This is a genomic window from Aurantimonas sp. A2-1-M11 (genome assembly GCF_036549475.1).
Lineage (GTDB): Bacteria > Pseudomonadota > Alphaproteobacteria > Rhizobiales > Rhizobiaceae > Aurantimonas.
This window is the reverse complement of record NZ_JAZHLI010000036.1, coordinates 32434-44785: the sequence shown is the minus strand read 5'-3', so window position 1 is coordinate 44785 and position 12352 is coordinate 32434. Positions and strand designations below refer to the sequence as shown.

Here is a 12352-nt window from a genome sequence, read left to right as displayed (position 1 = left end):
GTGCTGGCATACTGTTGGGCCCATCACGCCAGACGCGAAGTCATCAAGGCGACGCCGAAGAACGGCTCGCCAGTCGCCGAGGAGCTCCTGCGTCGCATCGCGAGCCTCTACGGGATCGAGAAGGAGATCCGCGGCCTGGGGCCGGACGAGCGTCGAGCCGTGCGGCAGGAGCGCTCGCGCCCGCTCGTCGCCGAGCTCGAGGCGTGGCTGCGTGCCCAGCGCGAGCGGCTGTCACGCAAGTCGCCGATGGGACAGGCGCCCGCCTACGTCACGCGGCACTGGGACGGGCTCTGCGTCACTGATCGGCACCTGCAAGCTGAACGGCGTCGAGCCCTACGCCTATGTGAAGGCGACCCTCGAGGCGATCGCCGCGGGCCACCCGCAGAGCCGTATCGACGAACTCCTGCCCTGGAACTTCGTCCCGCAAGACCCGGCATAGTAGCCGGCGCCTTCGGCGTGCGGATTCCGACGAAGCCGGCCATGCATTCCAAAATGAAGCCGGCCCCCTGTTCCGATTTCATTCCGGCCGCCGTTCCGATTTGAAGCCGGCCACCTCCTGGTCTGGTCCTGGGTCGATTCCGATGATGGGTCGGTGTCGGAGTTCAGGTCAAGATGCCGCTGCGGTCGTCGGCCGTGGGGCTCGTTTCCGTAGGCTCTCGCCGGACAATTCGATGCGATAGGCGTTGTGGACGAGCCGATCGAGAATGGCGTCGGCGATGGTCGGATTGCCGATGATGTCGTACCAGCGATCGACCGGCACCTGGCTGGTAACGATCGTCGACCGTCGCTCGTAACGGTCCTCGACGATCTCGAGGAGGTCGCGCCTCTGATCGTCGGTGAGCGTTTCGGGTCCCCAATCGTCGAGGATGAGGAGGTCGACCCTTTCGAGCGACTTCAGCAGCCGCGCATATCGACCGTCACCGCGGGCGAGGCCAAGGGTGGCGAAGAGCCGCGGAGCCCGGTGGTAGGCGACGGAGAAGTCTTCGCGGCAGGCCTTTTGGCCAAGGGCGCAGGCGAGCCAACTCTTGCCGACGCCGGCGGGCCCGGTCAGCAACAGGCCTTGCCGCTGGCGGATGAAGTCGCACCCGGCCAATTGGAGGAAGAGGCCACGGTCGAGGCCGCGCACGGCGCGGAAGTCGGTATCCTCGACCTGCGCGTCGTGACGCAATCGGGCGGCGCGAGCCCGGGCTTCGAAGCGCTTCTGCCGACGTTGCGTCGCTTCGCGTTCGAGGAGAAGCGCCAGCCACTCCCCATGCTCCAGGGCCCGGGCCTCGGGTTGGGCCTCGAGATCCGCAAAGCCCCTGGCCATGCCAGTCAGGCCCAACTCATTCAGGAGGTCGAGGGTCGGATGGGTCAGCATGATCGTGTCTCTCCTCAATGGAAGTAGCGGGGGCCACGCAGATTGACGTGGTCGACGATGGCAGCGGGTTTGGTGTCGGCGGCCGCGCTGGCGCCCGGGTTCGCGGTCTTCGACAGGCTCAGGAGCGAGGCGATGCTTTTGTAGTTGAGGCCGCCGATCGCGACGGCTCGCGCCGAGACCGCCTCGGCCCGGGACTTCTCGATGTCGCGGTAAAGGCGCAAGACGCCGAGGCAGGTTCGAAAGCCCTGCTCCGGGTGCGGGCGGGCAGCGAGGATGGCGAGGATCAGCCCCTCGGTCTGGGGTCCCACCGATGCGGCCCAGCGGCAAAAGCGATCCGGCGTCCATTCGGCATAGCGCCGATGCGAACTCGGCATATGATCGGGATCAGTGCCATGACGGCGACCGCCATAACGCCGCTGATGAACGGCCACCCGCTTGCCGCGGTGGAAGATCTCGATCGTCTTCGCGGTCGCCCGGACATCGACCTGCTGACGGATCAGGCTGTGCGGCACCGAGTAGAAGAAGCCGTCGAATTCCACATGGTAGTCGGTGCCGACGCGGGCGAAGCGCCATTCGGCGAACTCGTAGTCGCTCCCCGGCAGGTCCGCGAGCGCTGGCTGCTCGACGGTCTCGAAGAGATGCCGGCGGCTGACGCCGAGCCGACGCATGACGTGGTCGTTGATGCGATCGAGCGCCCCGGCGATCGCAGCGTTCGCCTCGGCGAGCGAGAAGAAGGTCTGCCGCCGCAGCCTGCCCAGAATGCAGCTTTGGGCGAACCGCACGCCGTTCTCGACTTTCGCCTTGTCGCGCGGCTTGCGGGGCCGGGCCGGCAGGACGCCGACGCCGTAATGGGCGGCCATCATGCCGTAGCTTCGGTTGATCTCCGGATCGTAGAACGAGGCGCGGTTGACGCCGGACTTCAGATTGTCGGGCACGATCAGGCGCGGTACGCCGCCGAGGAAGTGGAACATGCGCACATGGGCGCCGATCCAGTCGGGCAGTGCCTGCGTCCACGTCGCCTCGGCATAGGTGAAGCTGGAGGCTCCGACGACGGCGATAAACAGTTCGGCCTCGCGGATCTCGCCGGTCCGGGGATCGGCGATGGCGATCTTCTTGCCGGAATAGTCGACGAAGACCTTGTCGCCAGCCACGTGCTCCTGGCGCATCGTCGGCGAGAGCCGACGCTCGAAGCTGCGGAACAGTTCGCAAAAGCGGCTGTAGCCGTAGCCGCCGGGATGAACGGCGCGATACTCGTCCCACAGTATCTGCAGAGTGACGCCGGGCTTCTTCAGCTCCACGGCGACCTCCGCCCAGTCCGGTTCCGGCCGCCGCCGCATGCCCTGCTTGACCCCGGCGTGGTCGAAGAGCCTGTTCTCGAGGACATCGTCCGTCATCTCGCCCGGCAGCGGCCAGCTCAGACCGGCCGCCGTGGCGCGCTTCAGGTTGTCCTGGATGGTGCTCCTCGCCACGCCGAGCGTCACGGCGATCTCCCGGGCACTGATGCCGTCCCGGGCAAGCCGAAGCATCTGTCGCAATTGTCTCATGGTCAGCCTTCTCTTTGCCGGCATCACGCTCTCCTCGTTCGACAAGGAGTGATGCCCGAGTTGCTGACCCAGGGTCTTCAGACGCCGGAGAATGGCCGGTTATTAATCGGAATGCTGGCCGGCTTCATTCCGGAATGGTGGCCGACTTCAAATCGGAATACCCGGCCGGTTTGGATCGGAATCCGCATTCGGCGGCAGCTTCCCAACAAACGTTGCAAACTTTGTTGCACTCGAAGGCGACCTTGCGCCTCGCAGGCCGCAGACCTCCCTCAGGACCGGTCAAGCCCAAAAGGCAATGTCCGTCGCCCACCGCTTACATTTCTCCCACCGCCGTCACGACCGACTTGCGGTCCAGGGTCATGACGCCGTTCGGGGAGGTCTTGCGGGTAGCCTCCATCACGCCGTCGGTCAGGCCGTTGACGGCTTCCTTGCCGAGGGACTTCCCGAACGCTCCGACATCGGCGCCCTCGGGCCGCACCCGACGGACCGTCTTGCGGGTCAGGTCGAGCGTGTCGGCCAGTTGCGTCCTCTCCGCAGACGACCTACGCGCCACGGTCCGGACGATTGTTCGCTGGGCGCAGTGCCGAAGGCCGGATCGAGGGCGGGGGCAGGTGCTCGAACGAGCTACGCTGTCGCACATATCGAGGCCGCGAGGGCTGCGGAGATCCCTCGATACCGGCGGCCTTCGATGTCGAGAAATGAAGGCGCCGTCCCAGGGGGGCGGATCCTGTCACAGGGAGCCCGACAGACCTTCGCGGCCTCGTGCGGATCACTGAGCGGTCGAGAACCGAACGGCGGTTTTCCGTGCGGGAAGCAAATAGGTGTAGGGGACGGACTTCTTCCGGCCCATTCCAGCAATCAGAAATTATTTACACGGGTCGCTGTTCACCCACCAACGCGACGATGAGTGGATTAATCCGGGACCGGCTGTGCGACAGCCGTCGAGGGTTTCTCCGGCTCTCGGGGAGCCGGCTGGACTGCCTCCTGTCCGGTTATAACTGAGACAACGTCCGCCGCCATTGATTCGAGCAGGCCGAGTTCCTCCTCCGACAATTTGCGCGGCGTCATATCAAGCAGACTGAGCGCTCCCAGCACCATGCCGTCCGCAGTCCTCAACGGCGCGGCGGCATAAAAGCTCGTACCCCACAGCCGGAGTCTCGGGTGGTCGGCGAAGCGTGGGTCGCGTTTCGTGTCGCTGACGACGAGCAGCTCGCCCTCCGCGACCGCGTAATCGCATATTGCCTGGTTACGCGGCACGGTGGTCATGTCCGTGCCATCCTTCCCGGGTAGATCACTACTCTGGCCTATGAAGTATTCCTCGGCCGCGCTCATGACTGAGATTAGCGCAAACTTCACGTCGAAGACGGCGGCCGCCCGCTTGGTCAACGCGTCGAGCTCCTCGCGGGCGTGGCCGTCCAGAACGTTGGTCGCGAGCAGCGCCTTGACCCGCGCCGCGTCGTTTTCCGGGATGTCGACGATCCGGCGCTCGAGCGTATTTTCCGGTGCGATCATCCGCTGGATCCGCAGAACCGCCTCCTGCACCGTCGTCACAACCTCGTCGGCACCCAGCGCCGCGATGGCGCCTGGTTCCAGTATCGCTGGCGGGGCGTTCCACAGTGCGACAACGATCCGCTTGCCGGGCCAGCGGTTGCGAAGCCGCCGGCAGAAGGCCTTGATCGACGATGCCGGCTCCCTGCTGAAATAACTGAGGCAGACGAGATCAATCCCATTCAGATCGAGATTGTCCACATAGCGCGTGCTCACCACCCCCTCACGCCGTTCGACGGCAGGCAGACCCGCCAGTCCCAGCGCATGGACGAGCATCTCGCACGCGAGGCTGTCGATCTCCCACCGCCCGCCAATGCATGCAATTCTCGGAGCCTGCATCGGATCGACCTCCGGGGGATACTCTTCCTTCAGATCTTCCAGCAGCGCATCCATGCCGTTGAACACCCGCTGGCGATGCTCGGGTCGGGCATTGCTTAAATAGTCTTCGCTCACCTTCCGAAGGACCTCGATCCCGTGTTCGTTGTAGAATTCTACGACGTCGTGGTCAGCGATCGTATCGTCGGCGATTTCGATGGCATCCTCGGGGTTGTCCGCGATCAGGCGCTGATAGATTCGCGTCGGGATGTCCAGAACAGGGGTCGAGCCCAGCAGGGTATCAAGGAAACCAAGCCGCGGATTGCCGCGACCCAGGACGAGCAGGCAAACTGTCAGAGGGGTGGAGAGGATGAGCCCAATCGGCCCCCAGAGGGCAGTCCAAAACGTTGCGGCCGCGATCAACGACATCGCCGAGAGCCCCGTGCTGGTCCCGTAAAGCATGGGCTCGACGATGTTGTTGCTGATTAGTTCCAGGAAGAGGATCAACGCGAGGGTCCAGATGACCATCTCCCACCCTGTTCCGACCGCAAATGCCAGCGCGAGCGGAAATACCGCCGAAAGCAACGGCCCGAGATAGGGAATGAACCGCATCAGTGCTGCCAGAGTGCCCCACAGCAACCAGCCCGGGACGCCGATGAACCAGAGCCCTAAGCCCATCGGCACGCCGTAGGATACATTCACGACCACCTGCATCAGCAGATACTTGGAGATGCGTTTGGCAGCGTCCTCCATGGCGTCGGTGGAGGTGTGCAGGTTTCCGCCGAGAAGCCGGATCAGGCGGTCCCGCATGTCACCGCGATCCAATAGCACGAGAAACAAAAAAAAGATCACGATGCCGGCGGTTGCCAGAGGTGCAAGCGCGGGAGTGAGCCATTCCAAGGCGGTGTCGAGGGGTTTCCTTTCCGACTCGACCAGCTCGACGCGTTGCGGCGGTGCCTCCTCATCGTCGTCGGTGCTGGCTTCTACTTCCGCTTGAACCGTATCGACGGTTTGGATGACCCCGTCGAACATGCCCGGTCCCTGGAAGCTCACCCCCAAGTCGCGGATCTTCTGGCGGACGTTGGTCTGGTAGGTGGGCAGCTCCGCACTCAACGTGCGCACTTGCGACGTTACCAGAAAGCCGAAGGCGGTGAGGAGCATCGCCAGGGTCAGGATGACAGCGATAACCGATATCGCTCGAGGCAGCCCGCGCCGCGTCAGCCAGGTGACGAGCGGTTTCAGCGCGAAACCGATCAGGAACGCGATTGCAAGCGGCGTGAGGACGTTTCGTCCAAGGTACAGCGCCGCGACTATGACGGATGCGACCACCAGCCAGGCCGCAACCTTCACAATATCCGATGGATCCGTCGCTACCTGCTGCGTGGTGTTACCATGCTGGCTCACACGCAAAGCAACCTCCATCAACAGCCAATGTCACCGCGGTTTGTATCTGCCCGGAGTTCAAACCGCCAGCGAGCACGAATTTGACTTATGTTCCTGGTCCCCCTCGCGCAACCATCGCGAGGCTCGGGTGCGGCATAAAGCTCCGGTAGCCTGCATGACACACCCTCGTCCGCTGCACCGTATCGCCGCTCTTGCCAGCATGGAACGCATTGAACGCCCCACGGATCGGCTCGTCCTCGCGGTCGTCGGAAGTGCCCGCGTATTCCGATCCTATACCCGCGGGGCCGCGCAGTTACCGCCCACCGGCATCTCGGGAGGGCAGTGCATACCTCAGCCATTCAGACCGCTGACGTCGCCACCGGTATATCGGACGTCCGCACCTCGTCTTTGGCGAAAACCATCACGGCGAACAGTATCACGCCAGCAAAAACAATCAGCGAGGCGATGGCGACTGCCGGCTCGGCACGCGAATTGCCCAGAAGCAGGAAGTAGAGGGCCGGTGACAAGATGACGACGCCGGTCGTATAGACCCCATACTGAATAATCGCCAAACGCTTCTGCGCTTTTGCCGGATTTAGGGCGTAGAAGGCCCCGAATAGGGCACTTGTGACCCAACCCAAGAGATTGATGTGAGCGTGGGCACCGATTACGTTGTGATTTCCCGAGATTGACATTTGAAGGCCAACCGAGATCCCCACTACGAGGAAGGTGATGGCCGTTTTGAAATAAAGGTTCGCCACGTAAGGCATATGATTCCTCCATGACCCTGCGCCAGGAAGCAGCGCGGCGCGAATTATTACAATGTGGCAGCATTCCTGTCGAATAGATTTCTTAACGGAAGCCGTCTTGGGCGTCCCTTTCGGACGATTGCAACATTTCTGACTCGGATCCATCCTCTACGGGGTGTTTCGGTGCCTCGTCGAGTGTCGGGCTGAGCGCGCGGTGGCGACTATGATCGCAGGAACGTCTGCATCCCGGATGCATTCGATCGCGGTCCGGTAACAGGTGAGGCGCCAATCGTCTTACAATAGCGGCCGCATCATCCCGCCATGCCCAGTCGTTCCTTCAATGGGAAAACTTGTTCTTTGCACATATTCAGGGAGTCTGCGGTAGCTACGCTGCCTTCCTCACCTTGCGCTTCATTCTACGTTTCCCCGTCGACGACCAAACTGGCGCTCCAACTGCAATGGCAGCACAGGCGAGTCCGATGGTCTTGGTAGCGCCTTCGTACTTGAAGCGCGTCACGTCCTGGACGGATATGAAAAGACGTCGGGCTGCTTCGTTGTCCGAGAACCACATCCGGTCCAACCACTCGATAAAATCATGAGCCGTCATTTCGGGTCCCCTTGGGTTGACCCAATATTTACGCTCTCGTCGTGGAAGAGAGTCAATCGAGATGATTCGCACTGGGATCGAAATTCTTCCATCGGATCGGCACCGTCGTCGGGGTGCGAACACGCCGCTGCCCGATCAAGTCGTGCCACAGCCGGCGGCCGGCGTCGGTTCGAGCCGTGTCCCGAGCGATTTGGCGGCACCCAGTCTGCCGATAGCACCTGCCGGCAATCTAATTGGGAAGTCCCTTGCTCTGTTTAGGCGTCAGATCTAGGTGATTTCATGTCAGAAGTAGGACGGTTGCAATCAGCGATCCATAATAACTCCCAAATTTATCAACGAGTAAGAGCAACTCCGGCAGCCTTGTTGATGAACCCCAGATGAACAGAGTGATCGGGGCCGAATTGAACCCAGACAGTGCGGGAGGAACCAGGCGCTATGCTTCCTGTTTATCACCTCAAACAGCGTTTCAGCCTTGCCTGATGAGAAGCGCCTGCCTGAAATGGGAGACGAACCATGAAACTAAACACAATGCTGGCCGCTGGTGCGGCTACGATTCTCGCTGCCGCTGTGGTTCCTGCGTCCGCTCGGTCCACCGTCTCTAGCAGCGCTGCCAAGTAGCCGTCAGCACCTTGGTGATGGCCGCCTTGATGCCCTCGTGCGCATCGGAAACGATGAGCTTTACGCCGCGAAGGCCGCGACGGGTGAGCTTGCGCAGGAACACGGTTCGGATCGGTTCGGCCTCGGACGTGCCGATCTCCATGCCCAGCACCTCGCGCCGGTCATCGGCGTTGACGCCGACGGCGATGATCACGGCGACGGAGCCGATCCGCCCGCCGCGGCGAACCTTCAGATAGGGCGTCGATCCAGAGATAGGGCCAGTCACCTTCGATCGGCCGTTCGAGGAACGCCTTCACCTTGCCGTCGATCTCTTCGCAGAGTCTCGACACCTGGCTCTTGGAAATACCCGACATGCCCATTGCCTTGACCAGCTCGTCGACCGAGCGGGTGGAGATGCCTTGCACCTATGCCTCCTGGATGACGGCCGTCAGGGCCTTCTCGGCCATGCGCCGCGGCTCCAGAAAGCCGGGAAAGTAGCTGCCCTTGCGCAGCTTCGGCGGCATCAGGGGTCTTCTCCAGAAGGCTGCGCAGGCCCATCATGTAGTCGGTCATCAGGGGATTCTCCGGTCCGGGTTGGCTGTTGCAACCCAAGCCTAGCCGGAAACCGCTGGTGACCACCGCGCCGCCAATCTCGTCCCACAGCGCAATGAAAGGCGCGGACGAGATCGGCGACGCTACTGTTGAGCCACCACATGTGGGGACACGACCGTTTTTTTGACCGCGTTCGAAGCGTCCGTCGGTAAAGTGACCGTCGCTTCGAAGCCTGAAGCGGCACCCCGTCGCGGCGATCCGAGAACCAGCGAGCTTCCGATACGGTCCGCGATGGCGGCAACGATGGCGAGCCCCAGCCCGCTGCCGTTCGTGCTCGCGTCCGCACGCTCGAAGCGGACGGTGAGGCGGTCCAGAGTTTCGGCTGGCAGGACTGGCCCTTCATTCGTGACAATCAACTGCCCGTCCGTCGTCAGCGTGACCTCGATCGGGGTGCGCTGCGCGCCATGACGCAGAGCGTTCTCCACTAGGTTTCCGCACAGGATCCCGAACGCGTCAGGATCAAGATCCGACATCACCGGTGTCTCCGGCAGCGTCAGCACGATGCGGCCCGGCGCTTCAGTTCTCGCAAGATCCTCAATCACGATACGTGCGACAACTCTCAGATCGGCGACCCGATCTATACGGAGCCGTCCGCCTTCGGCCCGTGCGAGTTGCATGAGGCGTTCGGACAGCCGCACCAGCCGCTTGAGTACACCCTCGATCTGGGCGGCCCGGGCCGCTGCGGCCGGGTCTGGGGTTTCCGATTGCAGGCGCTGCGCCTGAGCAATGGCGCCGGCGAGCGGCGTGCGAAGCTCGTGTGCGGCGTTAGCGGCAAAGCTTCGCTCCGCCTCGAAGGATTCGCTTAGTCGCCCCAACAGATTGTTCAGGGTTTCTGACAGGGGAACGAGTTCTGACGGGAGCCCGCCCGTGGAAACCGGAGCAAGGTCGCGCCCGCTGCGGGCCTCGAGGCTTGCTCGGAACCGGCGCAGCGGGGCAAGGCTCTGGCGCACGGCAAGAATGATTACCGTCAGCGCGACGGGAATGACAATCAGCAGCGGCAGGCCGAGCCCCAACTGGAATTCACGCGCGACGGACGCGCGATGGACGAGCGGCTCGGCGACGGTGATCCGGATCGTCCCCTGCATGACCGCGTCACTGTAGAGCCGATGGGTGGACGTCTGGCGAAACCCCCGCCCGTCATAAGCGGGGAACACGGCCGGATCGGCCGCGTGGGATTGCAGCAGGATGCGCCCCTCGTCATCGCGCACGAGATAAGTCAGGAATTCGTCGTGCGCCCGTATGACGGCGAGACGTTGTGTAAACCCTTCTGTCTCGCGACCCACGATGTCAGTGACGGCCAGAGGCAGTATGCGTTCGGCGGTCTCGCGCAGCGCGGAGTCTAAGACTTCGTCCATTTCGTGCCGCAGGATAACGGCCGTCACGGAGGCGGCGGCGATCCACAGGACGGTCAGCAGAACGCCAATGGACAGCCCCAACCGCGCCTGAAGGCTCCGTGGCAGCCTCATGGCCGGCCCAGCCGATAGCCGAGGCCCCGTTCGGTTTCGATGACGCTGCCGCCCAGCTTCCTGCGCAGGCGGCTGACGAGGACCTCGATGGTGTTGCTCTCCACTTCGGCGCCGAAGGCATAGAGCTTGTCTTCCAGTTGCGCCTTCGACAGAAGCTGACCAGGGCGGGACAGGAAGGCCTCGAACAGCGACCATTCGCGCGCTGTCAACTGGACGGGGGTGCCGTTGCGGCCGATGCTACGCGAGGCGAGGTCGACCTCGATCTCGCCATGGGTGATGATCGGGTTCGGGTTACCGGCGTAGCGCCGGGCAACCGATCCGATGCGTGCCGAGAGTTCAGACAGATCGAACGGCTTCACGAGGTAGTCGTCGGCGCCGGCGTTCAGCCCCTCGATCCGGTCGGAAACCTGGTCGAGCGCGGTCAGGATGATCACCGGCGTCACGTCGCCGCGCGCGCGCAATCCCTTCAGGAAGCCGACGCCGCGGCCGTCGGGGAGCATGAGGTCGAGCAGCACAAGATCGTAAGCGGCCACTGCCATGGCATCTCCGGCCGCATCCAACCGGGTTGCCCAGTCCACCGACTGACCGTCCCCGGCGATCTGATCCCGCACGGCGGCGCCCAAGATGGTGTCGTCCTCGATCAGCAGGATGCGCATGCCCGGCCACGTTCCTCTCCGATGACCTCAGTGATCCGTCAGGCTGACACATAGCTGACGCCGCCAGGGCCGGTGCTTCAGGTTCCTGTCAGTCTCGCCCCGCATGAGTCCATCGAGATGGCGGCGGGAGGAGTTTGGCTCATGAAGAAGACATTCACAATTCTCGGCTTTCTGGCAGTTTTCCCAACTGGAGCAGCGTTCGCTGACGACGATTGCTTCGTTCCAATGGCCGACTGGCAGCCGCGGGATGCCGTCGAGCGGCTGGCCCAAACGAACGGCTGGACCGTGCGTCGCATCAAGATCGACGATGGCTGCTACGAGATCGACGGCCGGGATGCCGACGGGCGTTCGATCGAGGTGACGGTTCATCCAGAGACGCTGGGCGTCATTGAGCTCGAATACGAGGATGACGACGACCTACCTGCCGGACCGGGCGTCTCTGACGAGTGACGGATATGGCGAAGCGGCGTCCCGTATCTGTGCAGGCCCGACGATCGACTTGGCGATGCGGCCCCTTTTTTCCGGCAGGGCCTTTTTCCATCCTGACGGCAAGCTGAAGCGGAAATCGCGGCCCTGTCAGGGAGCCCTCAGGTCTGTTCTCCAGATTAGTCGAGCAGACGAAAAGGAGATCCTGCCATGCGAAAGACCCTCACGCTTCTCGTCGCTTCCACCGCGCTGATGGCCGCCATCGGCCTGCCGGCATGGAGCGCGATATCGGCCCCCGCCGACGGGAGCCCTCGGCCCTTCGCCGCGCTCTTCGAAGATGCGGCGCAAGCGCTGCAGCTGATCTTGGCCAGTGACGATGACGACGACGATCGCGGCTCCCGCGAGACTTCGCGTCGTGGTGAAGGCGAAGACGATGACGAAGAGGACGACGATGACGGCGAAGACGACGACGAAAGCGGCGGCAGCGCGCGCAATCACGCCCCCGCCGGCACCGTCGTGCCGCCGCAGAACGGGCTCTTCGGCAACGGTGCCCCGCCAAAGGTCCAGGTGAACTGAGCCTTCCCGCCGCCTTCCGAAAAGGACTCGACCGATGAAATCGCTTCTTGCATTCCTCGCGCTGACCTCGGCGCTGACACTGCCCGGCTTCGCCTTGGCACGCCCGGTCACGCTCACCACGACGCTCAACGATTACGGCGGCGACGGCGCCTATCTGGCGCTGTACGTCACCGACGCCTCCGGTGCCTACAAGGGCAGCCTCTGGATGGCCGGCGGCAAGTCGAAATACTACGAGCATCTGACCGAATGGTACCGCGCGACCGGCGGCAATACGGCTGAGGTCAACGGCATCACCGGCGCCAGCGTCGGTGCAGGTCGCAGTCTCGAGATCACGCTCGATCTGGCCGATGCGCTGTTCGACGCCGGCTACACGCTGCACGTCGACGCAGCGGTCGAGGACATGCGTGACAGCCCGAACGAGGTCGCGGTGCCGCTGACGACTGCCGGTGCGGGAATGCCCGTCAAGGGGCGGCGCTACGTTGCCAGCCTAACCTACGGCCTTTGAGGTGACAG

11 protein-coding genes and 2 pseudogenes are annotated in these 12352 nt (G+C 63.3%); 5 read left to right on the top strand and 8 right to left on the bottom strand.

Features of this window, described 5'->3' with window-relative positions; translation table 11 throughout:
* Both VQ042_RS15990 and VQ042_RS26015 read left to right on the top strand, forming a co-directional pair.
* A pseudogene (locus tag VQ042_RS15990) lies at positions 1 to 237 on the top strand (IS66 family transposase); the annotation flags it as partial.
* The gene (locus tag VQ042_RS26015; protein WP_442880100.1) at positions 212 to 439 is read left to right on the top strand and encodes a transposase domain-containing protein; all 228 of its coding nucleotides are present in this window, start codon (positions 212 to 214) and stop codon (positions 437 to 439) included. The pseudogene VQ042_RS15990 and the gene VQ042_RS26015, both read left to right, overlap by 26 nt.
* A 168-nt stretch (positions 440 to 607) precedes the next feature.
* On the opposite strand, the gene istB is transcribed toward VQ042_RS26015, so the two are convergent.
* The 8 genes and pseudogenes from istB to VQ042_RS15945 all read right to left on the bottom strand — a co-directional run bounded on the left by istB (position 608) and on the right by VQ042_RS15945 (position 10837).
* Positions 608 to 1360: an IS21-like element helper ATPase IstB gene (istB, locus tag VQ042_RS15980; protein WP_331821039.1), complete on the bottom strand. Its 753-nt coding sequence runs from the start codon at positions 1358 to 1360 to the stop codon at positions 608 to 610.
* A 14-nt stretch (positions 1361 to 1374) separates the two neighbouring features.
* The gene (istA, locus tag VQ042_RS15975; protein ID WP_442880099.1) at positions 1375 to 2904 is read right to left on the bottom strand and encodes an IS21 family transposase; all 1530 of its coding nucleotides are present in this window, start codon (positions 2902 to 2904) and stop codon (positions 1375 to 1377) included.
* Between the two features lie 313 nt (positions 2905 to 3217).
* Complete coding sequence (locus tag VQ042_RS15970) at positions 3218 to 3457, bottom strand: hypothetical protein (RefSeq protein WP_331821035.1); 240 nt, start codon at positions 3455 to 3457, stop codon at positions 3218 to 3220.
* A 359-nt stretch (positions 3458 to 3816) separates the two neighbouring features.
* Positions 3817 to 6171, bottom strand: a complete 2355-nt coding sequence (locus VQ042_RS15965) for an AI-2E family transporter (protein WP_331821033.1) — start codon at positions 6169 to 6171, stop codon at positions 3817 to 3819.
* A gap of 338 nt (positions 6172 to 6509) precedes the next feature.
* Positions 6510 to 6920 carry a hypothetical protein gene (locus tag VQ042_RS15960; RefSeq protein WP_331821031.1) on the bottom strand — a complete coding sequence of 137 codons (411 nt, stop codon included), beginning with the start codon at positions 6918 to 6920 and terminating at the stop codon, positions 6510 to 6512.
* A 1187-nt stretch (positions 6921 to 8107) separates the two neighbouring features.
* Positions 8108 to 8621, bottom strand: a pseudogene (locus VQ042_RS15955) (IS256 family transposase); the annotation flags it as partial.
* Between the two features lie 177 nt (positions 8622 to 8798).
* Positions 8799 to 10181: an ATP-binding protein gene (locus VQ042_RS15950; protein WP_331821029.1), complete on the bottom strand. Its 1383-nt coding sequence runs from the start codon at positions 10179 to 10181 to the stop codon at positions 8799 to 8801.
* Positions 10178 to 10837 (bottom strand): response regulator transcription factor, encoded by a 660-nt coding sequence (locus VQ042_RS15945; protein WP_331821028.1) that lies wholly within the window; start codon positions 10835 to 10837, stop codon positions 10178 to 10180. Before VQ042_RS15945 ends, VQ042_RS15950 begins: the two co-directional genes overlap by 4 nt.
* A 141-nt stretch (positions 10838 to 10978) precedes the next feature.
* Here VQ042_RS15945 and VQ042_RS15940 point away from each other — a divergent pair, with 141 nt between their 5' ends.
* The 3 genes from VQ042_RS15940 to VQ042_RS15930 all read left to right on the top strand — a co-directional run bounded on the left by VQ042_RS15940 (position 10979) and on the right by VQ042_RS15930 (position 12344).
* Positions 10979 to 11287: a PepSY domain-containing protein gene (locus VQ042_RS15940; RefSeq protein ID WP_331821026.1), complete on the top strand. Its 309-nt coding sequence runs from the start codon at positions 10979 to 10981 to the stop codon at positions 11285 to 11287.
* A gap of 186 nt (positions 11288 to 11473) precedes the next feature.
* Complete coding sequence (locus VQ042_RS15935) at positions 11474 to 11839, top strand: hypothetical protein (protein WP_331821024.1); 366 nt, start codon at positions 11474 to 11476, stop codon at positions 11837 to 11839.
* A gap of 34 nt (positions 11840 to 11873) precedes the next feature.
* On the top strand, positions 11874 to 12344 hold the full coding sequence (locus VQ042_RS15930) for a DUF2271 domain-containing protein (RefSeq protein ID WP_331821022.1): 471 nt from the start codon (positions 11874 to 11876) through the stop codon (positions 12342 to 12344).
* Positions 12345 to 12352: the final 8 nt, after the last annotated feature.

Bases quoted from the DNA above. Each gene is read 5' to 3' on its own strand.
- VQ042_RS15950 (WP_331821029.1), bottom strand. From the start codon at position 10,181: ATGAGGCTGCCACGGAGCCTTCAGGCGCGGTTGGGGCTGTCCATTGGC.
- VQ042_RS15940 (WP_331821026.1), top strand. From the start codon at position 10,979: ATGAAGAAGACATTCACAATTCTCGGCTTTCTGGCAGTTTTCCCAACT.
- VQ042_RS15930 (WP_331821022.1), top strand. From the start codon at position 11,874: ATGAAATCGCTTCTTGCATTCCTCGCGCTGACCTCGGCGCTGACACTG.
- istA (WP_442880099.1), bottom strand. From the start codon at position 2,904: ATGAGACAATTGCGACAGATGCTTCGGCTTGCCCGGGACGGCATCAGT.
- VQ042_RS15945 (WP_331821028.1), bottom strand. From the start codon at position 10,837: ATGCGCATCCTGCTGATCGAGGACGACACCATCTTGGGCGCCGCCGTG.
- VQ042_RS15935 (WP_331821024.1), top strand. From the start codon at position 11,474: ATGCGAAAGACCCTCACGCTTCTCGTCGCTTCCACCGCGCTGATGGCC.
- istB (WP_331821039.1), bottom strand. From the start codon at position 1,360: ATGCTGACCCATCCGACCCTCGACCTCCTGAATGAGTTGGGCCTGACT.
- VQ042_RS15960 (WP_331821031.1), bottom strand. From the start codon at position 6,920: ATGCCTTACGTGGCGAACCTTTATTTCAAAACGGCCATCACCTTCCTC.